We start from the raw sequence: 25,491 nt of genomic DNA, 5'->3' as shown, positions 1-25,491 counted from the left end.
ATGCCCCCACACTTTAAACGCCACCAGACTCCCGTGGAATTGAGGTCGTTAAATGAGACTCAGGAAATACAATAAAAGTTTGGGATGGTTGTCATTATTTGCAGGCACTGTATTACTCAGCGGCTGCGATTCTGCACTACTAGACCCCAAAGGACAGATTGGACTGGAACAACGTTCATTGATTCTGACGGCATTCGGCCTGATGATGATTGTGGTTATTCCAGCCATCTTGATGGCTGTAGGTTTCGCCTGGAAGTATCGTGCGAGCAATAAAGATGCGAAGTATAGCCCTAACTGGTCACACTCCAATAAAGTGGAAGCTGTGGTCTGGACGGTACCTATCCTGATCATCCTGTTCCTTGCCGTACTGACCTGGAAAACCACTCACGCGCTTGAGCCGAGCAAACCGCTGGTTCACGATGAAAAACCGATTACCATTGAAGTGGTCTCCATGGACTGGAAATGGTTCTTCATCTATCCGGAACAGGGCATTGCTACCGTGAATGAAATCGCCTTCCCCGCGAACACTCCGGTTCAGTTCAAAGTGACCTCCAACTCCGTTATGAACTCCTTCTTCATCCCGCGTCTGGGTAGCCAGATTTACGCGATGGCCGGTATGCAGACCAACCTGCACCTGATCGCCAATGAAGCAGGCACCTACGATGGTATCTCCGCCAGCTATAGCGGCCCGGGCTTCTCAGGTATGAAGTTCAAAGCTATCGCGACGCCAGACCGTGCCGCCTTCGACCAGTGGGTTGAAAAAGCGAAACAGTCTCCAAACACCATGTCTGACATGGCGGCGTTCGAAAAAGTGGCTGCACCTAGCGAATACAACAAGGTGGAGTACTTCTCTAACGTGAAACCTGATTTGTTCAAAGACGTTATTGGCAAATTTATGGATCACGGCAAGAGCATGGACATGACCCAGCCTGAAGGCGAGCACAGCGCGCACGAAGGTATGGAAGGCATGGACATGAGCCACGCGGAAACCGCTCACTAAGGGGCCGAGGAAGAAAATGTTCGGAAAATTGACACTGGATGCAGTGCCCTACCATGAACCGATTATCGTGGTTACGGTGGCTGCAATTATCATCGGTGGCGCAGCCTTACTGGGCTTGATCACTTACTTCGGTAAGTGGAGCTACCTGTGGAATGAGTGGCTGACTTCGGTTGACCACAAAAAACTCGGTATCATGTACTGCATCGTCGGTATCGTCATGTTAATTCGTGGCTTTGCGGATGCGATCATGATGCGTAGCCAGCAGGCGCTCGCCTCGGCGGGTGAAGCCGGCTTCCTGCCGCCGCACCACTACGATCAGATCTTTACCGCCCACGGCGTTATCATGATCTTCTTCGTGGCGATGCCGCTGGTTATCGGTCTGATGAACGTTGTCGTTCCGCTGCAAATCGGCGCGCGCGACGTTGCGTTCCCGTTCCTGAACAACCTGAGCTTCTGGTTCACGGTTGTCGGCGTTATCCTGGTTAACCTGTCACTGGGCGTGGGCGAGTTTGCTCAGACCGGCTGGCTGGCCTACCCGCCGCTTTCGGGAATTGAGTACAGTCCGGGCGTAGGTGTTGATTACTGGATTTGGGCGCTTCAGCTCTCCGGTATCGGTACTACCCTGACCGGTATCAACTTCTTCGTGACTATTATCAAGATGCGTGCCCCTGGCATGACCATGTTCAAGATGCCGGTATTTACCTGGGCATCTCTGTGCGCCAACATCCTGATTATCGCGTCATTCCCAATTCTGACCGTCACCATCGCGCTGCTGACCCTGGACCGCTATCTGGGCACCCATTTCTTCACGAATGATATGGGTGGCAACATGATGATGTACATCAACCTGATTTGGGCCTGGGGTCACCCGGAAGTGTACATTCTGGTTCTGCCTGTGTTCGGCGTATTCTCCGAAATCGCAGCAACCTTCTCGCGTAAACGCCTGTTTGGCTACACCTCTCTGGTGTGGGCAACCGTGTGTATTACCGTTCTGTCGTTCATCGTTTGGCTGCACCACTTCTTCACCATGGGTGCGGGCGCGAACGTAAACGCCTTCTTCGGTATTACCACCATGATTATCGCAATCCCTACCGGGGTTAAGATCTTCAACTGGCTGTTTACCATGTACCAGGGCCGTATCGTGTTCCACTCAGCAATGCTGTGGACCATCGGCTTCATCGTGACCTTCTCCGTAGGCGGGATGACTGGCGTACTGCTGGCGGTTCCGGGTGCTGACTTCGTTCTGCACAACAGCCTGTTCCTGATTGCGCACTTCCATAACGTTATCATCGGTGGCGTGGTCTTCGGCTGCTTCGCTGGCGTAACCTACTGGTGGCCAAAAGCGTTCGGTTTCACCCTGAACGAAAAATGGGGTAAACGCGCGTTCTGGTTCTGGATCATTGGCTTCTTCGTGGCGTTTATGCCGCTGTACGTGCTGGGCTTCATGGGTATGACCCGTCGTCTGAGCCAGCAGATCGATCCACAGTTCCACCCAATGCTGATGGTTGCAGCGGGCGGTGCGGTGCTGATCGCGTGCGGTATTGCTTCTCAGCTGATTCAGTTCTACGTGTCTATTCGCGACCGCGAGCAGAACCGTGACCTGACCGGTGACCCATGGGGTGGCCGTACGCTGGAGTGGGCAACCTCTTCCCCACCTCCTTTCTATAACTTCGCCGTTGTGCCGCAGATCCATGAACGCGACGCATTCTGGGAAATGAAAGAAAAAGGTGAAGCGTACAAGCAACCTGCTCATTACGAAGAGATCCACATGCCGAAAAACAGCGGTGCGGGCATTGTTATCGCCGCCTTCGCAACGGTATTTGGTTTCGCAATGATCTGGCACATCTGGTGGATGGCGATTGTTGGCTTCGCTGGCATCGTAATCAGCTGGATTGTGAAGAGCTTTGACGAGGACGTGGACTACTACGTACCAGTCCGTGAAGTTGAGAAGCTGGAAAATCAGCATTTCGACGAGATTTCTAAAGCGGGGCTGAAAAATGGCAACTGATACTCTGGCGCACTCAACTGCCCACGCGCATGACGCACATGCGCACCACGATACAGGACCGATGAAAGTTTTCGGTTTCTGGATCTACCTGATGAGCGACTGCATTCTGTTCTGCTGTCTGTTCGCGACCTATGCCGTTCTGGTGAACGGCACAGCGGGCGGCCCGACCGGTAAGGACATCTTTGAACTGCCGTTCGTTCTGGTTGAAACCGCACTGCTGTTATTCAGCTCCATCACCTACGGCATGGCGGCTATCGCCATGTACAAAAATAACAAGAGCCAGGTCGTTTCCTGGCTGGCGTTAACCTGGTTGTTTGGTGCTGGATTTATCGGGATGGAAATCTATGAATTCCATCACCTGATCATGGAAGGTTTCGGCCCGGATCGCAGTGGCTTCCTGTCAGCGTTCTTCGCGCTGGTCGGTACTCACGGTCTGCACGTAACCTCAGGTCTGATCTGGATGGCGGTACTGATGTTCCAGGTATCCCGTCGCGGCCTGACCAGCACTAACCGTACCCGTATCATGTGCCTGAGCCTGTTCTGGCACTTCCTGGACGTGGTATGGATCTGTGTGTTCTCAGTTGTTTATCTGATGGGGGCGATGTAATGAGTCATTCAAACGATCATGGAGCTTCCCACGGTAGCGTAAAAACCTACATGACAGGTTTTATCCTGTCGATCATCCTCACGGTGATCCCGTTCTGGATGGTGATGAGCGGTTCTGCATCTAAGCCGGTTATCCTGGGCGCAATCCTGGTGACCGCGGTGATTCAGATTCTGGTGCATCTGGTTTGCTTCCTGCACATGAACACCAAGTCCGATGAAGGCTGGAATATGACCGCCTTTATCTTTACCGTGATTATCATCGCTATCCTGGTAGTCGGTTCCATCTGGATTATGTGGAACCTGAACTACAACATGATGGTTCACTAAGAGCGGCGAGTATGTTTAAGCAATACCTGCAAGTAACGAAACCAGGCATCATCTTTGGCAACCTGATCTCCGTGATCGGAGGGTTCCTGCTGGCCTCTAAGGGCAGCATCGACTACACCCTCTTTGTCTCCACGCTGATCGGTGTGTCACTGGTTGTTGCGTCCGGTTGTGTATTTAACAACTACATCGACATGGATATCGACAAGAAGATGGAAAGGACTAAAAATCGGGTGCTGGTTAAAGGCCTGATCGCCCCTTCTGTCTCGCTGGTGTACGCCACCTTGCTGGGTATTGCTGGCTTTATGCTGCTGTGGTTTGGCGCTAACCCTCTGGCCTGCTGGCTGGGGGTGATGGGGTTCGTGGTGTATGTGGGCGTCTACAGCCTGTATATGAAGCGCCACTCCGTCTACGGCACGCTGATTGGTTCTCTCTCCGGCGCTGCGCCGCCGGTGATTGGCTATTGCGCTGTGACCAACGAGTTCGACAGCGGTGCGCTGATCCTGCTGGCTATCTTTAGCCTGTGGCAGATGCCGCACTCCTATGCCATCGCGATTTTCCGCTTCAAGGATTATCAGGCAGCGAACATCCCGGTTCTGCCGGTCGTGAAAGGTATCTCGGTCGCGAAAAACCATATCACGCTGTACATCATCGCCTTTGCCATGGCGACCCTGATGCTCTCTCTGGGCGGTTACGCTGGATATAAATATCTGGTGGTGGCGGCTGCGGTAAGCGTCTGGTGGCTCGGTATGGCCCTGCGCGGTTACAAAGTGGAAGATGACAAAGTCTGGGCGCGTAAGCTGTTCGGCTTCTCCATCATCGCCATTACCGCCCTGAGCGTGATGATGTCGGTCGATTTTATGGTGCCGGATTCACACAGCCTGCTCACTTACGTCTGGTAAGCGTGTTGAATTGAAAGAGCCAGGTTAATTACCTGGCTTTTTTTTTGCCCGGCGGCGCTACTCTTGCACGGGCCTACGGGATCGGTAGGTCGGGTAAGGCATCGCCGCCACCCGACGCGGTTTTGCACGATGGTAATATCTCTTAAACAAACACCTATTTACCGCAATTAACACCCCGCCTAAACTAGTGCCTGCTTTTGAACTGAGGTGGTAATGAACGATTATAAAATGACGCCAGGCGAGCTTCGCGCGACCTGGGGCTTAGGGACTGTTTTCTCGCTACGGATGCTTGGCATGTTTATGGTCCTGCCTGTTCTGACCACCTACGGTATGGCGCTACAGGGTGCCAGCGAGGCGCTGATTGGCATCGCCATCGGCATTTACGGGTTGGCGCAGGCGGTATTCCAGATCCCCTTCGGCCTGCTCTCTGACCGCATTGGCCGTAAACCGCTGATTGTCGGCGGCCTGCTGGTGTTTGTGCTCGGCAGCGTCATTGCCGCCCTCTCCCACTCCATCTGGGGCATTATTTTAGGCCGCGCCCTGCAAGGCTCCGGTGCGATTGCCGCCGCCGTGATGGCGCTGCTGTCGGATCTAACCCGCGAACAGAACCGTACCAAAGCGATGGCCTTTATCGGGGTCAGCTTCGGCGTCACCTTCGCCATTGCGATGGTGCTCGGCCCCATCATCACCCACAGGCTGGGGCTGCACGCCCTGTTCTGGATGATTGTCGCGCTGGCGACCGTCGGCATTGCCTTAACCCTGTGGGTGGTGCCGGACAGCAAAAACCACGTCCTCAACCGCGAATCCGGCATGGTCAAAGGCTGCTTCAGCAAAGTGCTTGTTGAGCCTCGCCTGCTCAAGCTCAACTTCGGCATCATGTGTCTGCACATTTTGCTGATGTCGACCTTCGTGGCCCTGCCGGGCCAGCTTGCCGCCGCGGGCTTCCCCGCCGCCGAGCACTGGAAAATTTACCTGGTGACGATGCTTATCTCTTTCGTGTCCGTCGTCCCGTTCATCATCTACGCGGAAGTGAAGCGCAAAATGAAGCGCGTCTTCCTCGGCTGCGTGTCGCTGCTGCTGATTGCCGAAATCGTCCTCTGGGGATCGGGCCCGCACTTCTGGGAGCTGGTTATCGGCGTGCAGATCTTTTTCCTCGCGTTTAACCTGATGGAAGCCCTGCTGCCGTCGCTGATCAGTAAAGAGTCCCCGGCGGGCTATAAAGGCACGGCGATGGGCATTTACTCCACCAGCCAGTTCCTCGGCGTGGCCATTGGCGGCTCGCTTGGCGGCTGGGTCGATGGGCTGTTTGATTCCCAGACCGTGTTCCTGGCAGGCGCGCTGCTGGCGATGGTCTGGCTGCTGGTGGCCGGCACCATGAAAGAGCCGCGCTACGTGAGCAGCCTGCGCGTGGAGATCCCGCCAGAGGTTGAGATTAGCGATGCGCTGAAGGCGCGTCTGGAAGCCACAGAGGGGGTCAGCGAGGTGATGATTGTCGCGGATGAACGCAGCGCCTACGTGAAAATCGACAGCAAAGTGACCAACCGCTTTGAGGTGGAGCAGGCGCTGAAAGCCTGAAAAAAAAAGCCCGGTTAAACCGGGCTTTTTCATATCAATCGCGGAAGTTTTTGAACTGGAACGGCTGCCCCAGATCGCCACCGCGCACCAGCGCCATCACCGACTGTAAATCGTCGCGGGATTTACCGGTCACGCGAATTTCTTCGCCCTGGATCTGCGCCTGCACCTTCAGCTTGCTGTCCTTGATGAGCTTAACGAGCTTTTTCTGCACCGCGCTCTCAATGCCCTGCTTCAGCTTAGCTTCAACGAACCAGGTTTTACCGCTGTGGACGAACTCTTCCGGCACGTCGAGGGATGCGCCCTCAATGCCGCGCTTGAGCAGCTTCGCGCGCAGAATATCCAGCAGCTGATTCACCTGGAAATCAGATTCGCTCAGCACCTTGATGGTCTTATTTGCGTCGTTCAGCTCAAAACTCGCCTCAACGCCACGAAAATCGAAACGTGACTCAACTTCACGGCTCGCGTTATCTACGCCGTTACGTACTTCCTGGATATCAACTTCGGAAACAATATCGAAAGATGGCATCTTTTCTTCTCCCTTCATATTTGTTGCGTTGCATAATACCCGCTACGAGGCATAACGAGAAGCTTAGCTGACGGCGCTATACTTAGGCCGTAACACCTGGCGCAGTTGCAGGTGAGGAGGAACGATGAAAATTACCGTGCTTGGATGCGGCGCGCTGGGCCAGCTGTGGCTGACGGCGCTGTGCAAGCAGGGACACGAGGTACAGGGCTGGCTACGCGTCCCGCAGCCGTATTGCAGTGTAAACCTGATTGATGAAGACGGAAGTATCTTTAACGAATCGCTGACCGCGAACGATCCTGATTTTCTGGCGCAAAGCGATCTTCAGCTGGTCACCCTTAAGGCGTGGCAGGTCTCCGACGCGGTGAGAGCGCTGGCGTCGCAACTTCCCCCGACATCGCCCATTTTGCTGCTGCATAACGGCATGGGCACCATCGACGAGCTGAAAAGCGTTAAACAGCCGCTGCTGATGGCCACCACCACCCACGCCGCGCGTCGCGACGGCAATATCATTGTGCATGTGGCCAGCGGCGTGACCCATATTGGCCCAGCCCGCGAGCAGGACGGGGACTACAGCTATCTGGCTGACGTGCTGCAACAGGTGCTGCCGGACGTCGCCTGGCACGACAATATTCGCCCGCAGCTGTGGCGTAAGCTGGCAGTCAACTGCGTGATCAACCCGCTGACGGCGCTGTGGGACTGCCCGAACGGGGCGCTAAAAAACCATCCCCAGGAGGTCGCAGCGCTGTGCGCCGAAGTGGCCGCGGTGATTGAACGTGAGGGCTTACACACCTCGGCTGACGACATTCAGTATTACGTGGAGCAGGTGATCGAGAGCACGGCAGAAAATATCTCGTCGATGCTTCAGGACGTGCGCGGGTTACGCCACACCGAAATCGACTACATCACCGGGTATCTGCTCAAACGCGCCCGGGCGCACGGTATCAGCGTGCCGGAAAACGCCCGCCTGTATGACATGGTTAAACGTAAGGAGAGTGAGTATGAGCGCGTCGGCACTGGTATGCCTCGCCCCTGGTAGCGAAGAGATGGAAGCGGTCACCGCTATCGATTTGATGGTGCGCGGCGGCATTGCTGTCACCACCGCAAGCGTTGCCAGCGATGGCAACCTGGCCGTCACCTGCTCGCGCGGGGTGAAGATCCTGACGGACGCCCCGCTGGTGCAGGTCGCTGACGGGGATTACGACATCATCGTGCTGCCCGGCGGCCTGAAAGGGGCGGAATGTTTCCGCGACAGCCCGCTGCTGGTGGAAACGGTGCGTCAGTTCCATCAGTCAGGCCGTATCGTTGCCGCCATCTGCGCGGCAGCGGGCACGGTGCTGGTTCCGCATGGTATTTTCCCCATCGCCAACATGACCGGCTTCCCTGGGCTTAAGGAGACTATTCCCGACGAGCACTGGGTGGATAAACGGGTGGTCTGGGATCCGCGCGTCAACCTGCTCACCAGCCAGGGGCCGGGAACCGCCATTGATTTTGGCTTGAAGATTATCGACCTGCTGGTCGGGCGCGAAAAAGCGTACGAAGTGGCGTCGTCGCTGGTGATGCCGGCGGGGATTTATAACTATTACGAGTGAAAGCAAAACGGCAACCTCAGGTTGCCGTTTTTGATGTTTACACCCTCTCCCTGTGGGAGAGGGCCGGGGTGAGGGCATCAGGCCACACACCCCCGCAAGAAACTATGGGCGATACACCTTCACATTGGCAAAGCCCTGCTCGCGCAGATACAGCGCCTGCAAGCGGCTCATCACGCCGCGCTCGCACCACAGCAGATAGGTTTTGCTCTGGTCAAGGTCGCCGAATTTAGTGCTCAGCTTGTAGAACGGCAGAGAGACTACTTCTACACCCTCAACCTGCAACGGCTTGTCGTCCTGTTCGTCGATAGAACGAATATCCAGGATCGCGTCGTTAGCGCCAAAACCGCTTACGGTTTCAACTTCAACCACCTCCTGCTCGGTCTGCTGGGCAATCTCGCGGATGTCGATGTTGGACGCTTCCGCCACCACCTTCTCCAGGATCGCGAAATCGAAGTTCTCTTCTTCCGCTTCAATTTTTGCCTTCACCGCTTTGACGGTTGGGCTTTTTGAGATCACGCCGCAGTATTCCGGCATGGTACGGGCGAAGTCTTCGGTCCCGATTTCGCGCGCCAGGTCGATGATGTGCTCTTTATCGTGCGAGATCAGCGGGCGCAGGATCAGGGTATCGGACACGTTGTCGATCAGACGCAGGTTGGTCAGCGTCTGGCTGGACACCTGGCCCAGCGCTTCGCCGGTCACCAGCGCCTGCACGCCGTAGCGCTCGGCCACTTTGGACGCCGCACGCACCATCATGCGCTTCAGCACCACGCCCATCTGCCCGTCGTCCACTTTTTCAAGGATCTCGCCAACCACAGGCTCAAAGTTAATCGCCACAAAACGCACGCGGTGGGAGCTGCCGAAGCGGTTCCACAGGTAATGTGCGACCTGACGGACGCCGATCTCATGCGCGGCGCCGCCGAGGTTAAAGAAGCAGTAATGCACGCGGCAGCCGCGACGCATCAGCATATAGCTGGACACACCGGAGTCAAAACCGCCGGAGATCAGCGACAGCACATCTTCCTGAGTACCAATCGGGAAGCCGCCAATGCCTTCGTAGCGGCCCTTAACCAGCAGCAGGCGATCGTTTTCGATCTCCAGGTTTACGGTGACGTCCGGGTTGGTCAGGCGCACGCGCGCGGTCTCAACGTGCTGGTTCAGACCGCCGCCCACGTAGCGTTCAACCTCAATGGAGCTAAACTCGTGTTTACCGCGACGCTTCACGCGCACGCAGAAGGTTTTGCCTTCGATCTGGTCGCGGTACTGCACCAGCGCTTTTTCGAAGATATCGTGCAGAGAGATGAACGGAACGTCTTCCACCTCCAGAATATGATGGATGCCGGGAATACGGGTCAGCGCGTCGCGGATATCAAGACGCTTGTCTTCGTCTTTGGCGCGGACTTCAACGTGATCCCAGTGACGAACAACGGCCAGCGTTTCGTCGTAGTGCTTTAATACGTTACGAATGTTCCCGGTCAGGATCTTAATAAAGCGCAAACGCACAGATTGGCTTTTGATGGTGATTTCAGGGAACAATTTAATGATAAACTTCATGGCGGCAATGTTTCTTAGGCAAGCTGATTAAGGCTTGTATTGGAGAATGATACAGCAGCCCACACCCGTGGCTGCATCCAGGCGCGCAAGTATACCACCATCGCGCCGCGCGCGTTATTTGATAATTGCCCCGAGTCCGTTACCATGTCGGGGCTGAAAATTTAAGAGTCAATTCACTATGCCGAAGAAGAACGACGCACCGGCCAGTTTCGAAACTGCGCTGAGTGAACTGGAGCAGATTGTCACCCGTCTTGAGAGCGGCGATCTGCCGCTGGAAGAGGCGCTTAACGAATTTGAACGTGGGGTGCAGCTCGCACGCCAGGGGCAGGTCAAACTGCAACAGGCAGAGCAGCGCGTGCAGATCCTGCTCTCCGACAGCGAAGACGCTAAAACTACGCCTTTCACACCGGACGCCGAGTAAATGGATTTTTCCACCCAGCTTCAGGCGTGCGTTGTGCGCGCCGATGACGCCCTGCGCCGCTTTATTGCTCCGCAACCTTTTCAGAACACTCCTCTGGTTGAGGCCATGCACTATGGCGCACTCTTAGGCGGGAAGCGCCTGCGTCCGTTCCTGGTCTACGCCACGGGCAGCATGTTCGGTATCAGCGAAAACACCCTGGACGCCCCGGCAGCCGCCGTGGAATGCATTCACGCCTATTCGCTCATCCACGACGATCTCCCGGCGATGGACGACGACGATCTGCGTCGCGGGCAGCCGACCTGCCATATTAAGTTTGGCGAGGCGAATGCCATTCTGGCCGGAGATGCCCTGCAAACGCTGGCCTTCTCGATTTTGAGCGATGCGCCAATGGATGAAGTGGCCGACCGGGATCGTCTGGCGATGGTGTCCGAACTGGGGATGGCCAGCGGCGTTGCCGGGATGTGCGGCGGTCAGGCGCTGGATCTGGAGGCCGAAGGACGTCAGGTTAATCTGGAACAGCTGGAGCGGATCCACCGCCATAAAACGGGTGCGCTTATTCGTGCCGCGGTTCGCCTGGGCGCGTTGAGCGCGGGTGAACAGGGGCGCAAAGCCCTGCCGATTCTCGACAGATACGCAGAAAGTATCGGTCTGGCTTTCCAGGTTCAGGATGACATTCTGGATGTCGTGGGCGATACTGCAACATTGGGTAAACGTCAGGGTGCTGATCAGCAGCTTGGCAAAAGTACCTACCCCGCCCTGCTGGGCCTTGAGCAAGCCCAACGTAAAGCCCGGGACCTGATTGATGATGCCCGCCAGTCGCTGAATGTGCTGGCCGCCCAATCACTGGATACCTCGGCACTGGAAGCGCTAGCGGACTACATAATCCAGCGTGATAAATAAACTATATATCTCGATGAGCCTTTGATGAGTTTTGATATTGCCAAATACCCGACACTGGCGTTAGTTGACTCCACCCAGGAGTTGCGTCTGTTGCCGAAAGAGAGCCTGCCGAAGTTGTGCGACGAACTGCGTCGCTATCTGCTCGACAGCGTTAGCCGCTCCAGCGGCCATTTCGCCTCCGGGCTTGGCACGGTTGAACTGACCGTGGCGCTGCATTACGTCTATAACACGCCGTTCGATCAGTTAATCTGGGACGTGGGTCACCAGGCATATCCGCATAAAATTCTGACCGGTCGTCGCGATAAAATTGGCACCATTCGCCAGAAAGGCGGCCTGCACCCGTTCCCGTGGCGCGGTGAGAGCGAGTATGACGTCTTAAGCGTCGGCCACTCCTCGACGTCCATTTCTGCGGGGATCGGTATCGCCGTGGCCGCCGAAAAAGAGGACAAGCAGCGCCGCACCGTCTGCGTGATTGGCGATGGGGCTATCACTGCGGGGATGGCGTTTGAAGCCATGAACCACGCGGGCGATATCAAGCCGGACATGCTGGTTATTCTCAACGACAACGAAATGTCGATTTCCGAGAACGTCGGCGCGCTGAATAACCACCTGGCGCAGCTGCTCTCCGGCAAGCTCTACTCCACGCTGCGCGAAGGCGGCAAAAAAGTCTTCTCCGGCGTGCCGCCTATCAAAGAGCTGCTCAAGCGCACCGAAGAACATATTAAAGGCATGGTGGTGCCGGGCACCCTGTTTGAAGAGCTGGGCTTTAACTATATTGGCCCGGTCGACGGCCACGACGTGCTGGGTCTGGTCACGACGCTCAAAAACATGCGCGACCTGAAGGGCCCGCAGTTCCTGCACATCATGACCAAAAAAGGGCGCGGGTACGAACCGGCGGAAAAAGATCCGATCACCTTCCACGCCGTACCAAAATTCGATCCGTCCAGCGGCTGCCTGCCAAAAAGCAGCGGCGGGATGCCGAGCTACTCGAAGATCTTCGGAGACTGGCTGTGCGAGACCGCCGCCAAAGACAACAAGCTGATGGCGATCACCCCGGCCATGCGCGAAGGCTCCGGCATGGTGGAGTTCTCCAAAAAATACCCTGACCAGTATTTCGACGTGGCAATAGCCGAGCAGCACGCGGTCACCTTTGCAGCGGGCCTCGCCATTGGCGGCTATAAGCCGGTGGTGGCGATTTACTCTACCTTCCTGCAACGCGCCTACGATCAGGTGATCCACGACGTCGCTATCCAGAAGCTGCCGGTGCTGTTTGCCATTGACCGTGCGGGCATCGTTGGCGCTGACGGGCAGACGCACCAGGGGGCATTTGACCTCTCCTTCCTGCGCTGCATCCCGGACATGGTTATCATGACGCCGAGCGACGAGAACGAGTGTCGCCAGATGCTGTTTACCGGCTACCACTATCAGGACGGCCCAAGCGCCGTGCGTTATCCGCGCGGTAACGCCGTGGGCGTGGAGCTGCAACCGCTTGAGAAGCTGGCGATTGGTAAAGGTCTGGTGAAACGTCGCGGTGAGAAGGTGGCTATTCTGAACTTCGGCACGCTGATGCCGGAAGCCGCCGCCGTCGCGGAAACGCTGAACGCCACCCTGGTGGATATGCGCTTCGTGAAGCCGCTTGACGAGTCGCTGATCCTTAGCATGGCTGAGAGCCACGACATGCTGGTGACCCTGGAAGAGAACGCCATTATGGGCGGCGCGGGCAGCGGCGTGAACGAAGTCCTGATGGCCAACCGTAAACCGGTGCCAGTACTGAACCTCGGCCTGCCGGATCGCTTCATTCCGCAGGGCACCCAGGACGAAGCCCGCGCGGCTATCGGCCTGGACGCCGCGGGTATTGAAGCTAAAATCCGCACCTGGCTTGCCTGATCCCTCCCCTTTTCCGCTCCTGCTATGCTTAAACGTAATGTTTAAAACAGCAGGAGTGGAACCATGCAATACACTACATTAGGAAAAACAGACCTTAAGGTGTCCCGCCTTTGTCTTGGCTGCATGACGTTTGGCGAGCCTGACCGGGGTAATCACGCCTGGACGCTGCCGGAAGAAAGCAGCCGTCCCATCATCAAACGCGCCCTCGACGGCGGCATTAACTTCTTTGATACCGCGAACAGCTACTCCGACGGCAGCAGCGAAGAGATCGTCGGGCGCGCCCTGCGCGACTTCGCCCGTCGGGACGATATCGTAGTGGCGACCAAGGTCTATCACAAATCCGGTTCGCTGGAGGAAGGCCTGTCCCGCGCGCAGATCCTGCGCTCCATTGATGACAGCCTCAGCCGCCTGAACATGGATTATGTCGATCTGCTGCAAATCCACCGCTGGGATTACAACACGCCCATCGAGGAGACCCTGGAAGCGCTCAACGACGTGGTGAAAGCCGGGAAGGCACGCTACATAGGCGCATCGTCAATGCACGCGTCGCAGTTTGCACAGGCGCTCGATCTTCAGGCGCAGCACGGCTGGGCGCGATTTGTCACCATGCAGGATCACTACAACCTTATCTATCGTGAAGAGGAGCGCGAGATGCTGCCGCTTTGCTATCAGGAGGGTGTGGCGGTGATCCCGTGGAGCCCGCTGGCGCGCGGACGCCTAACCCGCCCCTGGGGAGAAACCACGGCCCGTTCGGTGTCGGATGAGTTTGGGAAAACGCTGTATGAAAGCACCGAAGCCAGCGATGCGCTGATTGCCGAGCGTCTGGCGGGTATCGCCGACGACACCGGGGCAACGCGTGCGCAGGTCGCGCTGGCATGGGTATTGAGCAAACGCGGCGTTGCCGCACCGATTATCGGCACGTCGCGGGAAGAGCAGCTTGATGAACTGCTGAGCGCGGTCGATATCACGCTCACGCCAGAGCAGATTGCCGAGCTTGAAACGCCGTATCAGCCGCATCCGGTAGTTGGGTTTAAGTAAACCCTCACCCTGGCCCTCTCCCGGAGGGAGAGGGAATACATTCGTAGGCCGGGTAAGCGCAGCGCCACCCGGCACACAGACCGCACAAACTCACCCGAAGTGATCGTACCCTTTCCAGTCCAGCGAGACCGGCGCGCCGTCGCGTACGAACTGCAACCCTTCGCTCTCCGGCATAATCTGCCCGATACAGGTAAATTTCGCGCCGAGGTGCGCCAACGCCACGTCCAGCGTTCCGCGATTCAGTTCAGGTACGGTAAAGCACAGCTCATAATCTTCGCCGCCCGAGAGCGCCCATTGCAGGGCCTGCTCGGTTTCCACATGGCGGAGCAGCGGTTCCGACAGCGGGAACTGATCCAGGTCGACGCGCGCGCCGACGCCGCTGGCCTTCAGAATATGGCCGAGATCGGATATTAATCCGTCGGAGAGATCGATAGCCGAGCTCGCACGCTCGCGCAGCGCCTGCCCGTGCAGAATACGCGGCGTCGGGCGCAGATGGCGCTTCACCAGATACGCCGCGTCATCGGCATCCTCTACGTTCAGACGGTTTTGCAAAATCGCCAGCCCCGCCGCGCTGTCCCCCGGCGTACCGGTCACGTAGATCCAGTCGCCCGGCTTCGCGCCAGAGCGTTTAAGCGCGCGTCCGACCGGCACGTAGCCGTGGATCGCCAGCGTCATCGACAGCGGTCCTGCGGTCGTATCGCCGCCAATCAGCTGCATGTCGTAGTAGTTAAGTTGTTCAAACAGCGCGTCGCTGAACGCCTCAAGCCAGGCTTCATCAACCTCAGGTAGGGTTAAGGCCAGCGTTAACCACGCGGGATCGGCTCCCATCGCGGCCAAATCGCTCACGTTCACCGCCAGCGCTTTATAGGCCAGATCGGCCGGATCGATATCGGATAAGAAATGACGCCCGCACACTAAGGTGTCGGTGCTGATCGCCAGCGTCTGTTTTTCGGGAATATTGAGAAGTGCGCAGTCATCGCCGATCCCCGTTTCAACATCAAGACGGGAAGTTCTTACACGGTCGAAATAACGGGCAATCAGGGAAAATTCGCCGCAAGCCATACGTATGCCTCAGCAGAGAAAAGAAAAAACCGGAGCCGCACTGCCGGTAAGGCAATGCAGGACTCCGGTTTGCGGATCACTTTTTGCGGGGACGGATCGCAGGTGCAGCTTTATCGAGCACGCCGTTTACAAATTTGTGGCTGTCTTCAGCACCGAAGGTTTTCGCCAGTTCGATGGCTTCGTTGATGGCCACTTTGTACGGCACATCATCACGTTTAGACAGCTCAAACAGCGCGATACGCAACACTGCTTTTTCCACCTGACCCAGCTCTTCGAGCAGACGGGACAGGTAGGGTTTCATCAGACCATCGAGATACGCGCTATTAGTCGCCACTCCCGACAGCAGTTCACGGAAGTACAGAACGTCAACGTCTTTCACGTCTTGCTCTGACAGGAACTGGTATTCAACATCAGCGATGTCGTTCTGGGACAACTGCCAGGAGTAAAGTGCCTGAACGGCACATTCACGGGCGCGGCGACGAGCAGCAGGTTTCACGGAATTCCCCTTACAAAAAAATCAGGCCTTAATGGCTTTCAATACATTGATCATTTCAAGCGCGGTCAGTGCAGCTTCTGCACCTTTGTTACCGGCTTTGGTGCCAGCACGTTCGATGGCTTGCTCAATACTTTCGGTGGTCAGCACGCCAAACGCGACAGGAATTTCAGCATCCTGTGCAACGTGTGCCAGACCGTTGCTTGCACCGCCCGCAACGTATTCGAAGTGCGCAGTGCCGCCACGAATAACAGTACCCAGCGCAATCACCGCGTCGTATTTACCGGTTTTTGCCAGCGCGCCAGCTGCCAGAGGCAGTTCATAAGCGCCTGGAACCCAAACAACGGTAATGTTGTCATCTTTAACCTGGCCGATACGTTTCAGGGCGTCAATGGCACCTTCCAGCAGGCTGTCGTTGATGAAGTTGTTGAAACGCGCAATGGTGATGGCGACGCGAGCGTCCGGGGTAGCTACAGCAGCTTCAATAATGTTCATACTCTTCCTTTACGGGTTCATTTGGCCCCGCAGGGGGGCGGATTTTATCATAATACTTTGCGCACTGCTTCCCTATTTCGGGCGCATTTACGCTGTCGTTAAATGGAGGCAAACATCCGGGCCAACAGGGCGGATCTCGCTAAATTTCAGTTGTGGCGCATCGGCCAGTTTTTCAAGACCGGGCAGCACAAACAGGCCGCGCGCATCGTTACCTAACAGTTTAGGCGCTACGTAGACAATCAGTTCGTCCACCAGCCCTGCCTGTAACAGCGCGCCCGCAAGCGTAGGGCCCGCTTCTACCCAGATGCTGTTCACCTGCTGTTTGCCAAGCAGCATCATCAGCACCACCAGATCGAGCTTCCCGTTATGCTCCGGCACCTTAACGGTGCGCACGTTTTCCGGCCATTCACGCGTATCGTCTTTCGTGCGTGCAATCCAGGTTTCACCGGGCTGCTGCACAATGCGATGCTCCGGCGTCACGCGGTTATGACTATCAATAATGATACGCAGCGGCTGACGCAGATTTTCCTGCGGATAGAGCGCCTGAGTATCAGCATTGAGTTCGTCCCAGCGCACGGTCATGGCCGGATCGTCAGCCAGGACGGTTTCGCTGGTGGTGAGGATAGCATGGCTTTGCGCGCGCAGACGTTGCACATCGCGCCTTGACTGCGGTGAGGTGACCCACTGGCTTTCGCCGTTCGCCATCGCCGTGCGCCCATCGAGAGAAGCGCCAAGCTTTAGCTGAATATAGGGGAACCCGGTGCGCATACGTTTCAGGAAGCCCTTATTGATGGCTTCAGCATCGTTCATCATCAGGCCGTGGCTGACGTCGATCCCCTCCTGTTGCAGGCGATAAAGCCCGCGCCCCGCGACCTGCGGGTTAGGATCCTGCATTGCCGCGACCACGCGGGAAACGCCGGCGGCAATCAGCGCCTCGCAGCACGGCGGCGTGCGCCCGTGATGGCTGCATGGCTCAAGCGTGACGTAAGCGGTCGCGCCGCGCGCCTTCTCGCCCGCCATGCGCAGGGCATGGACTTCAGCATGAGGCTCACCGGCACGATAGTGAAAGCCCTCGCCCACGATTTCGCCGTCTTTGACGATCACGCAGCCGACGTTCGGATTAGGATGGGTGGTAAAACGCCCGCGCTGCGCCAGCTTTAGCGCTCGCGCCATGTAAATCTCGTCCTGCATGGGCTTAGTCCTGTAGACGGGCGATCTCTTCGCCGAACTCTTTGATATCTTCGAAACTGCGATAGACAGAGGCGAAGCGGATATAGGCAACTTTATCGAGCTTTTTCAGCTGTTCCATTACCAGGTTGCCGATCATTTTGCTTGGGACTTCGCGCTCGCCGGTGCCGCGCAGGTAGGATTTGATGTGATTTAACGCCATTTCGACGTCATCGGAGCTGACGGGGCGTTTTTCCAGCGCTTTTAACATACCGCTGCGCAGCTTCTCTTCGTTGAACGGCTCGCGCACGTCGTTACTTTTTACGACCCGAGGCATTACCAGCTCAGCCACCTCAAAGGTGGTGAAACGTTCGTTGCAAACCAGGCACTGCCGGCGGCGGCGTACGGAGGATCCTTCGCCGACAAGGCGAGAGTCGATTACTTTGGTATCCACAGCGGAGCAGAATGGGCAATGCATACGGTGTCCCTGATATCTGTTTATCTGATGTCTATTTTACCCTGATATGGGCAGACAACAAAAGAAAGAGCGCTTTTGAGACAAAGGATCTATGCCTGGGAGTGAGTTGCTGGCTACCATTACGGCGATCCGTTATTTCAAGGAAATAAACGCAATGACAAGACGTTACCTAAGAATTCTCCTGGTGGGAAGCCTCTTATCCCTGAGCGCGTGCGCACAGCAAACTGAAGTCCGCGAAATGAAGCAGAGCGTTAATACGCTCAACTCAGCGATGGACAAGCTGAACAAGGAAACCGTGAAGATCACCCAGCAGAACGCGCTGAATGCAAAATCCAGCAGCGGCGTCTATCTGCTGCCCGGGGCAAACACTCCCGCCCGGCTCAACAGCCAGATTGGCACTCTGAAAATGTCGCTGGTTAACGTAGCAGCCAACGCGGATGGTACGCGCGCAACATTGCGCATTCAGGGCGAGTCCAACGATCCGCTGCCTGCCTTTAGCGGCACCGTCGAGTGGGGCCAGATCCAGGGTACCACCGAAAGCTATCAGGAAGTGAACGTTAAGAACCAGCTGATTACCGCCCCGGCCAGTACGCTGGCACCGAGCGACGTGGATATTCCCCTCCAGCTTAGCGGTATCACGCCCGAACAGTTAGGGTTTGTCCGCATCCACGACATCCAGCCAGCCGCGCAATAATCCCCTTCTTCTAGCGGAGTGAAATGTCACTCCGCTAACATTTACATTTCGTATGGATTGGCAACATAAATGTTTGCCGCTACAATCCCCGCCGTTTAAAGTACGCAAACGTGAACGCAATCGATTACGCGTGTGAGAGATATGTGAAACAACACATATTTTTGTGAGCAAGGATTCCTATAATAGGCTCCGCAGAAACACGAAATATTTAGAAACGCAATTCGCGCATTTTTCACTCCCGGAAGGGAATTTCAATCAGTGGCATGATTATGAAAAAAACATTACTCGCAGCTGGCGCAGCGCTGGCACTCTCCACCTCTTTCACTGTTAACGCAGCAGAAAACGATAAGCCTCAGTACCTGTCCGACTGGTGGCACCAGAGCGTTAACGTGGTAGGCAGCTATCACACCCGCTTCGGACCGCAGATCCGCAACGATACCTACCTGGAATACGAAGCGTTCGCCAAGAAAGACTGGTTTGATTTCTACGGCTACATCGATGCCCCGGTATTCTTCGGCGGTAACACCGATGCGAAAGGTATCTGGAACAATGGTTCTCCGCTGTTCATGGAAATCGAACCGCGTTTCTCTATCGACAAGCTGACCGGTACCGACCTGAGCTTCGGTCCGTTCAAAGAGTGGTACTTCGCGAACAACTATATCTACGACATGGGTCGTAACGATTCCCAGGAGCAGAGCACCTGGTATATGGGTCTGGGTACCGACATCGATACCGGTCTGCCAATGAGCCTGTCCCTGAACGTCTATGCGAAATACCAGTGGCAGAACTACGGTGCGGCGAACGAAAACGAGTGGGATGGCTACCGTTTCAAAGTGAAATACTTTGTGCCAATCACTCAGCTGTGGGGCGGTAACCTGAGCTATATCGGCTTCACCAACTTCGACTGGGGTTCTGACCTTGGCGACAACGACTTCCGCGACCTGAACGGTAAGAAAGCGCGTACCAACAACTCCATCGCCTCCAGCCATATCCTGGCGCTGAACTACGATCACTGGCACTACTCTGTTGTGGCGCGTTACTGGCACAACGGTGGTCAGTGGAACGACGACGCGAGCCTGAACTTCGGCAACGGTGACTTCAGCGTCCGTTCTACCGGTTGGGGTGGTTACCTGGTTGTAGGTTACAATTTCTAATCCGCAGCCTGTTCGCCGGGTACGGCTACGCCTTACCCGACCTGCAAAACCTGTAAGCACAAAAGCCAGCTCAAGAGCTGGCTTTTTTAATACGCAAAAAAAATCCCGGCCATCGGACCGGGATTTCGATAACGCACTATTCGTTGCCTTACGGCAGAATTGACGGCTGATCCGCCCCTTCTTTTTCGACCTTCTGCTGGAGCAGGTGTTCGCGCTTCATGCCAAGCTTCAGTGCCAGAGCGGACGCAACGTAAATAGACGAAGCAGTACCGATAGAAACACCAATCAGCATGGTCAGCGAGAAGCCTTCCAGAACCGGGCCACCGAACAGGAACAGCATCAGGATAACCATCAAGGTGGTACCGGATGTGATCAAGGTACGGTGCAGCGTCTGGGTCAACGACACGTTGAAGATTTCGTACGGCGTACCGCGACGGATCTTACGGAAGTTTTCACGAATACGGTCAGATACCACGATGCTGTCGTTCAGTGAGTAACCGATAACGGACATCAGGGATGCCACGATAGTCAGGTCGATCTCAATGTGGAACAGCGACAGGATCCCCATGGTGATCACCACGTCGTGCGCCAGTGCGATAACCACACCCGCCGCCAGTCGCCACTCGAAGCGGAAACCGACGTACACCAGGATAGAGATCAGCGCGACAAGCAACGCCATCGCACCGGTCTGCGCCAGGTCTGCGCCTACGCTTGGCCCCACGAACTCAATACGCTTAACCGCCGCATTCTGGTTAGTGGTTTCGTTAATCACGTTAACGACCTTGCTGCCCAGCTCCTGGCTGCCGTTGGCATCGTGTACCGGTGGCATACGTACCATGATGTCGCGGCTGCTGCCAAAGTTCTGCAACAGCGGCTCTTCAAAGCCCGCTTTTTGCAGAGACACGCGCATCTGGTCCATATCGACCGGTTTTTCCAGGGAAATTTCAATCACCGTACCACCGGTGAAATCCAGACCCCAGTTGAAGCCTTTAACGCCCATGATGGCGATGGACAGAATCAGCAGAAAACCTGAAATGCCGAAGGCCCAGTAGTCCCAGCGCATAAAGTCCCAGACTTTACGGCCGTGGTTCAATTGTTCAACAGTATATTCCTGTGCCACAACGCACTCCTCAGATAGACAGCTTTTTGACGCGCTTGCCGCCGTACAGCAGGTTCACGATGGCACGGGTGCCGACAATAGCGGTAAACATAGACGTTGCAACACCGATACCGGTTGTAATCGCAAAGCCTTTGATAGCGCCAGTACCCACTGCATACAGGATAAGAACCTTAATCAGTGTTGTTACGTTCGCATCGAAGATGGAGCTGAAAGCACCTTTGTAACCTTCATCAATCGCCTGCTGTACAGAGCGACCGTTGCTCAACTCTTCTTTGATACGTTCGTTTATCAGAACGTTGGCGTCGACCGCCACCGCAAGGGTCAGAACGATACCCGCAATCCCCGGCATGGTCAGCGTTGCGCCCGGCAACAGCGACATGATACCGATGATCAGTACCAGGTTCGCCACCAGCGCGGAGGTCGCAATCAGACCAAACTTCTTATAGAAGAAGATCATGAAGAGGATGGAGACCACCAGACCGGCCAGACATGCTTCCAGACCCTGTTTGATGTTCTGCATACCCAGGGTTGGACCAATGGTACGTTCTTCAACAATCTGAATTGGCGCAATCAGCGCACCGGCACGCAGCAGCAGCGAGAGCTGACGCGCTTCGTTCGGGTTGTTGATACCGGTGATACGGAAGCTGTTACCCAGACGAGACTGGATGTTGGCGATGTTAATCACCTCTTCCTCTTTCACCAGCACCGCACGGCCGTTGGCATCTTTCTTACCGCTGTCTTTGTACTCCACGAACAGGGTCGCCATCGGTTTGCCGATGTTGTCCTTAGTGAAGTTAGACATGATGTTGCCACCCGCGCTATCCAGCGAGATGTTAACCTGCGGCTGGTTGTATTCGTCCTGGCTTGAAGTGGAGTCGGTGATATGGTCACCGGTCAGGATCACGCGTTTGTACAGCACAACTGGCTGACCTTCGCGGGTCTGTTTCACTTCAGAATCGCCCGGAATACGGCCAGAGGCAGCAGCGGACTGATCGACGTTGGAGTTAACCAGACGGAATTCCAGCGTTGCGGTTGCGCCCAGAATCTCTTTCGCACGCGCGGTATCCTGGATACCCGGCAGCTCAACCACGATACGGTCAGCACCCTGACGCTGTACCAGCGGCTCAGCAACACCCAGCTGGTTTACACGGTTACGCAGAATGTTGATGTTCTGCTGAACGGCGTATTCACGCGCTTCTTTAAGACGTGCATCTGTCATCACGGCGCGCAGCTGGTTGTTACCCTGAGAGGTAATCACCAGGTCACGGTGACGCGGGGTCAGGTAATCTACAGCCTGATCGCGTGCCGCACTGTCGCGGAACGTGATGCTCATGCCGTAGTTATCTTCTTTACGCACGGTGGTATAAGCGATGCCTTTTTCACGCAGATCGCTGCGCAGGCCGTCGATGTTTTGTTCCTGCAATTTGCCCAGCGCGGTATCCATATCCACTTCCATCAGGAAGTGAACACCACCACGCAGGTCAAGACCGAGTTTCATTGGCTCTGCGTTTAAGGCAGCCAGCCAACGCGGCGTTGCAGGAGCAAGGTTCAGCGCCACGACATATTTATCACCCAGCACGCCCATCAGCGCTTCGCGAGCGCGGAGCTGCGTGTCGGTGGTGTCGAAGCGAGCAAGAATTGCGCCCTCTTCCAGTGCCACAGACTTCGCGGTAATTTTTTCTTCTTGTAACGTTTTCTGGACCTGGATCAGCGTTTGCTCACTGGCGGCGACACCGCGCGCGCCAGTGATTTGAACGGCCGGATCCTCACCATACAGGTTGGGAAGCGCGTACAGCAGGCCGACGATAATCACGACGACCAGCATGATGTACTTCCACAAAGGATAACGGTTTAACACGGCAGTTCCCTTTGGGAAAAGTTTGAATTACAGCGCCTTCATCGTGCCTTTCGGCAGAACGGCAGCTACGAAGTCACGTTTGATAACCACTTCAGTGGTGTCGTTCAGCGCGATAGCAATGTAGCCGCTTTCAGCCACTTTGGTTACGCGACCAACCAGACCACCGTTGGTCAGCACTTCATCGCCTTTCGCGATGGAGTTCATCAGATTTTTGTGCTCTTTGGTGCGCTTCTGCTGTGGACGCAGGATCATGAAATAGAAGATCAGACCAAACACAACCAGCATCAGAATCAGAGACATCGGGCTGCCCTGCGCTGGAGCACCTGTTGCCGCTACCGCATCAGAAATAAAAAAGCTCATTCAAATTCCCTCATTATTAATATTAATCAACGTTCAAAGGTGGAACGGTTCGACCCTGACGTTGGTAGAAATCGGTCACGAAGCTCTCTAATTTACCCTCTTCAATAGCCTTACGTAAACCAGCCATTAAGCGCTGATAATAACGAAGATTATGAATGGTATTCAGACGCGCACCTAAAATCTCATTGCAACGATCGAGATGATGCAGATACGCACGAGAGTAATGGCGACAGGTGTAGCAATCGCACTCAGCGTCGAGCGGACTGGTGTCACTTTTGTGCTTCGCGTTACGGATTTTCACCACGCCATCGGTAACGAACAGATGGCCGTTACGCGCGTTGCGGGTTGGCATGACGCAGTCGAACATATCAATGCCGCGACGCACGCCTTCAACCAGATCTTCTGGTTTACCCACACCCATCAGGTAACGTGGTTTATCAGCAGGGATTTGCGGGCAAACATGCTCCAGAATACGGTGCATGTCTTCCTTTGGCTCACCTACTGCCAAACCGCCGACAGCGTAGCCATCAAAGCCTATCTCTACCAGACCTTTAACGGAGATATCGCGTAAATCTTCGTAAACGCTGCCCTGAATAATGCCGAAGAGCGCGTTTTTATTCTGAAGAGAATCAAAACGGTCGCGGCTACGCTTCGCCCAACGCAGAGACATCTCCATTGAACGCTTAGCGTAATCCCAGTCAGCCGGGTATGGCGTACATTCGTCGAAGATCATCACGATGTCGGAACCGAGATCGTACTGAATCTCCATCGATTTTTCCGGATCGAGGAAGATCGGATCGCCGTTGATTGGGTTACGGAAGTGAACGCCCTGCTCGGTGATCTTGCGGATATCGCCCAGGCTAAAGACCTGGAAACCGCCAGAGTCGGTGAGGATAGGGCCTTTCCACTGCATGAAGTCGTGCAGGTCACCGTGCAGCTTCATGATTTCCTGGCCAGGACGCAGCCACAGGTGGAAGGTGTTACCGAGGATAATTTGTGCGCCAGTGGCTTCGACTTCTTCCGGCGTCATCCCTTTTACGGTGCCGTAGGTGCCAACAGGCATAAACGCGGGGGTTTCCACCACGCCGCGATCGAACACCAGGCGACCACGGCGTGCGCGGCCATCGGTGGTATCAAGTTCAAATTTCATTCAGATTCCTCTGTGCCAGAAAAACAGTCCAACACATTATTCTGGTGCCGCGGACTTATTCCCCGACACGCTCGTTCAAAGCCAGCGGATTGTACGTGATAAACATCGCGTCCCCGTAGCTAAAAAAGCGATATTTTTGTTCTACCGCAGACTTGTAGGCCGCCATCGTGTGCTGATAACCCGCAAAAGCGGACACCAGCATAATCAGCGTGGATTCAGGCAGATGGAAGTTGGTCACCAGCGCATCAATCACTTTGTACTGATAGCCTGGATAGATAAAGATTTGCGTATCGCCGAAGAACGGCTCGATCAGATCGCTTTTCGCAGCCTGTGCGGCGCTCTCAAGGGAACGCACTGAGGTGGTGCCGACCGCCACCACGCGGCTGCCGCGAGCCTTCGCCGCCAGCACCGCGTCAACCACCTCCTGCGGCACTTCGGCATATTCAGAGTGCATGATATGGTCTTCGATGCTGTCTACGCGCACCGGCTGGAAGGTGCCCGCGCCGACGTGCAGCGTGACAAACGCCATCTCAATGCCTTTGGCGCGCAGTTTTTCCAGCAGCGGCTCGTCAAAGTGCAGCCCCGCCGTCGGTGCGGCGACCGCGCCGGGCTTCTGGCTATAAACCGTTTGATACAGCTCGCGATCGGCCTCTTCGTCCGGACGCTCAATGTACGGCGGCAGCGGCATGTGGCCGATGGTGTTCAGAATATCGAGCACCGTGCGTTCGTCGTTGAATTCCACTTCAAACAGCGCATCGTGGCGCGCGGTCATGGTCGCCTTAATGCTTTCGTCGTCGCCCAGCAGCAGCTCTGCGCCCGGCTTCGGCGCTTTGGATGCGCGAATATGTGCCAGAATACGTTTATCATCGAGCATACGTTCGACCAGCACTTCAATCTTGCCGCCGCTGGCTTTACGGCCAAACAGACGCGCCGGGATCACGCGGGTATTGTTAAAGACCAGCAGATCGCCAGGGTTGAGCTTGTCGAGCAAATCGGTGAAAGTACCGTGCGTCAGCTCGCCCGTAGGCCCGTCCAGTGACAGTAAACGACAGCTACTGCGCTCAGGCATTGGATAGTGAGCAATCAGGGATTCAGGTAGTTCAAAGGAGAAATCGGCGACGCGCATGACGTAT

General features: G+C 55.8%; 26 protein-coding genes. 14 read left to right on the top strand and 12 right to left on the bottom strand.

Annotated features, from left to right (window positions below; genetic code table 11):
* The first annotated feature begins 52 nt into the window (after window positions 1–52).
* The 6 genes from cyoA to ACSVHP_RS06525 all read left to right on the top strand — a co-directional run bounded on the left by cyoA (window position 53) and on the right by ACSVHP_RS06525 (window position 6,415).
* Window positions 53–1,000, top strand: a complete 948-nt coding sequence (gene cyoA, locus ACSVHP_RS06550; protein ID WP_234675156.1) for a cytochrome o ubiquinol oxidase subunit II — start codon at window positions 53–55, stop codon at window positions 998–1,000.
* Window positions 1,001–1,016: 16 nt separating this feature from the next.
* Window positions 1,017–3,008: a cytochrome o ubiquinol oxidase subunit I gene (gene cyoB / locus ACSVHP_RS06545; protein ID WP_417315044.1), complete on the top strand. Its 1,992-nt coding sequence runs from the start codon at window positions 1,017–1,019 to the stop codon at window positions 3,006–3,008.
* Window positions 2,998–3,615, top strand: coding sequence for a cytochrome o ubiquinol oxidase subunit III (locus ACSVHP_RS06540; RefSeq protein WP_234675154.1), 618 nt, complete (start codon window positions 2,998–3,000; stop codon window positions 3,613–3,615). The genes cyoB and ACSVHP_RS06540 overlap by 11 nt, the downstream gene beginning before the upstream one ends.
* Window positions 3,615–3,941, top strand: a complete 327-nt coding sequence (locus tag ACSVHP_RS06535) for a cytochrome o ubiquinol oxidase subunit IV (protein ID WP_006176899.1) — start codon at window positions 3,615–3,617, stop codon at window positions 3,939–3,941. Before ACSVHP_RS06540 ends, ACSVHP_RS06535 begins: the two co-directional genes overlap by 1 nt.
* A gap of 11 nt (window positions 3,942–3,952) precedes the next feature.
* A complete protein-coding gene (gene cyoE, locus ACSVHP_RS06530; protein WP_447551334.1) occupies window positions 3,953–4,840 on the top strand; it encodes a heme o synthase in 888 nt (295 codons plus the stop codon).
* 213 nt (window positions 4,841–5,053) lie between these two features.
* A complete protein-coding gene (locus tag ACSVHP_RS06525) occupies window positions 5,054–6,415 on the top strand; it encodes an MFS transporter (protein WP_447551332.1) in 1,362 nt (453 codons plus the stop codon).
* A 34-nt stretch (window positions 6,416–6,449) separates the two neighbouring features.
* Here the strand turns inward: ACSVHP_RS06525 and ACSVHP_RS06520 are convergent, their stop codons facing one another.
* The gene (locus ACSVHP_RS06520; RefSeq protein WP_234675151.1) at window positions 6,450–6,941 is read right to left on the bottom strand and encodes a YajQ family cyclic di-GMP-binding protein; all 492 of its coding nucleotides are present in this window, start codon (window positions 6,939–6,941) and stop codon (window positions 6,450–6,452) included.
* A 124-nt stretch (window positions 6,942–7,065) separates the two neighbouring features.
* Between ACSVHP_RS06520 and panE the strand changes: the two genes are divergently transcribed.
* Window positions 7,066–7,977, top strand: a complete 912-nt coding sequence (gene panE / locus ACSVHP_RS06515; RefSeq protein ID WP_447551330.1) for a 2-dehydropantoate 2-reductase — start codon at window positions 7,066–7,068, stop codon at window positions 7,975–7,977.
* Entirely contained in the window at window positions 7,940–8,530 is a 591-nt protein-coding gene (yajL, locus tag ACSVHP_RS06510) for a protein deglycase YajL (protein ID WP_417315037.1), read from the top strand. Before panE ends, yajL begins: the two co-directional genes overlap by 38 nt.
* A 102-nt stretch (window positions 8,531–8,632) precedes the next feature.
* On the opposite strand, the gene thiI is transcribed toward yajL, so the two are convergent.
* Window positions 8,633–10,081 carry a tRNA uracil 4-sulfurtransferase ThiI gene (gene thiI / locus ACSVHP_RS06505; RefSeq protein WP_447551329.1) on the bottom strand — a complete coding sequence of 483 codons (1,449 nt, stop codon included), beginning with the start codon at window positions 10,079–10,081 and terminating at the stop codon, window positions 8,633–8,635.
* A gap of 178 nt (window positions 10,082–10,259) precedes the next feature.
* Between thiI and xseB the strand changes: the two genes are divergently transcribed.
* The 4 genes from xseB (at window position 10,260) to ACSVHP_RS06485 (ending at window position 14,327) form a co-directional block, all read left to right on the top strand.
* Complete coding sequence (gene xseB, locus ACSVHP_RS06500; RefSeq protein ID WP_008503331.1) at window positions 10,260–10,502, top strand: exodeoxyribonuclease VII small subunit; 243 nt, start codon at window positions 10,260–10,262, stop codon at window positions 10,500–10,502.
* Entirely contained in the window at window positions 10,503–11,402 is a 900-nt protein-coding gene (ispA, locus tag ACSVHP_RS06495; RefSeq protein ID WP_447551328.1) for a (2E,6E)-farnesyl diphosphate synthase, read from the top strand.
* A 24-nt stretch (window positions 11,403–11,426) separates the two neighbouring features.
* Complete coding sequence (dxs, locus tag ACSVHP_RS06490; protein ID WP_447551327.1) at window positions 11,427–13,289, top strand: 1-deoxy-D-xylulose-5-phosphate synthase; 1,863 nt, start codon at window positions 11,427–11,429, stop codon at window positions 13,287–13,289.
* Between the two features lie 63 nt (window positions 13,290–13,352).
* Window positions 13,353–14,327, top strand: coding sequence for an aldo/keto reductase (locus ACSVHP_RS06485; protein ID WP_447551326.1), 975 nt, complete (start codon window positions 13,353–13,355; stop codon window positions 14,325–14,327).
* 90 nt (window positions 14,328–14,417) lie between these two features.
* Here the strand turns inward: ACSVHP_RS06485 and thiL are convergent, their stop codons facing one another.
* The 5 genes from thiL to nrdR all read right to left on the bottom strand — a co-directional run bounded on the left by thiL (window position 14,418) and on the right by nrdR (window position 18,022).
* On the bottom strand, window positions 14,418–15,389 hold the full coding sequence (gene thiL / locus ACSVHP_RS06480; RefSeq protein ID WP_234675144.1) for a thiamine-phosphate kinase: 972 nt from the start codon (window positions 15,387–15,389) through the stop codon (window positions 14,418–14,420).
* A gap of 76 nt (window positions 15,390–15,465) precedes the next feature.
* A complete protein-coding gene (nusB, locus tag ACSVHP_RS06475; protein ID WP_131633282.1) occupies window positions 15,466–15,885 on the bottom strand; it encodes a transcription antitermination factor NusB in 420 nt (139 codons plus the stop codon).
* A 21-nt stretch (window positions 15,886–15,906) separates the two neighbouring features.
* Window positions 15,907–16,377, bottom strand: a complete 471-nt coding sequence (gene ribH / locus ACSVHP_RS06470) for a 6,7-dimethyl-8-ribityllumazine synthase (protein WP_006176874.1) — start codon at window positions 16,375–16,377, stop codon at window positions 15,907–15,909.
* Window positions 16,378–16,464: 87 nt separating this feature from the next.
* Window positions 16,465–17,568, bottom strand: coding sequence for a bifunctional diaminohydroxyphosphoribosylaminopyrimidine deaminase/5-amino-6-(5-phosphoribosylamino)uracil reductase RibD (gene ribD, locus ACSVHP_RS06465; protein ID WP_447551325.1), 1,104 nt, complete (start codon window positions 17,566–17,568; stop codon window positions 16,465–16,467).
* Between the two features lie 4 nt (window positions 17,569–17,572).
* Entirely contained in the window at window positions 17,573–18,022 is a 450-nt protein-coding gene (nrdR, locus tag ACSVHP_RS06460) for a transcriptional regulator NrdR (RefSeq protein WP_234675142.1), read from the bottom strand.
* A 154-nt stretch (window positions 18,023–18,176) separates the two neighbouring features.
* Here nrdR and ACSVHP_RS06455 point away from each other — a divergent pair, with 154 nt between their 5' ends.
* Together ACSVHP_RS06455 and ACSVHP_RS06450 are read left to right on the top strand one after the other, a co-directional pair.
* The gene (locus ACSVHP_RS06455) at window positions 18,177–18,716 is read left to right on the top strand and encodes a DUF3251 domain-containing protein (RefSeq protein WP_447551323.1); all 540 of its coding nucleotides are present in this window, start codon (window positions 18,177–18,179) and stop codon (window positions 18,714–18,716) included.
* A gap of 269 nt (window positions 18,717–18,985) precedes the next feature.
* The gene (locus ACSVHP_RS06450; protein ID WP_447551321.1) at window positions 18,986–19,870 is read left to right on the top strand and encodes a nucleoside-specific channel-forming protein Tsx; all 885 of its coding nucleotides are present in this window, start codon (window positions 18,986–18,988) and stop codon (window positions 19,868–19,870) included.
* A 148-nt stretch (window positions 19,871–20,018) separates the two neighbouring features.
* Here the strand turns inward: ACSVHP_RS06450 and secF are convergent, their stop codons facing one another.
* The 5 genes from secF to queA are packed head-to-tail and all read right to left on the bottom strand — an operon-like array spanning window position 20,019 to window position 25,484.
* Window positions 20,019–20,990, bottom strand: a complete 972-nt coding sequence (gene secF / locus ACSVHP_RS06445) for a protein translocase subunit SecF (protein ID WP_234675139.1) — start codon at window positions 20,988–20,990, stop codon at window positions 20,019–20,021.
* Window positions 20,991–21,000: 10 nt separating this feature from the next.
* The gene (gene secD / locus ACSVHP_RS06440; RefSeq protein ID WP_447551319.1) at window positions 21,001–22,848 is read right to left on the bottom strand and encodes a protein translocase subunit SecD; all 1,848 of its coding nucleotides are present in this window, start codon (window positions 22,846–22,848) and stop codon (window positions 21,001–21,003) included.
* A gap of 27 nt (window positions 22,849–22,875) precedes the next feature.
* A complete protein-coding gene (gene yajC, locus ACSVHP_RS06435; RefSeq protein WP_003021544.1) occupies window positions 22,876–23,208 on the bottom strand; it encodes a preprotein translocase subunit YajC in 333 nt (110 codons plus the stop codon).
* A gap of 22 nt (window positions 23,209–23,230) precedes the next feature.
* Entirely contained in the window at window positions 23,231–24,358 is a 1,128-nt protein-coding gene (gene tgt, locus ACSVHP_RS06430) for a tRNA guanosine(34) transglycosylase Tgt (RefSeq protein ID WP_234675137.1), read from the bottom strand.
* A 55-nt stretch (window positions 24,359–24,413) separates the two neighbouring features.
* Window positions 24,414–25,484, bottom strand: coding sequence for a tRNA preQ1(34) S-adenosylmethionine ribosyltransferase-isomerase QueA (gene queA / locus ACSVHP_RS06425; protein WP_234675136.1), 1,071 nt, complete (start codon window positions 25,482–25,484; stop codon window positions 24,414–24,416).
* Window positions 25,485–25,491 lie beyond the last annotated feature (7 nt).

Source organism: Enterobacter sp. 186315, assembly GCF_053290175.1.
Note: the sequence above shows the minus strand (reverse complement) of the source record. Positions and strands in the feature narration are given on the sequence as shown.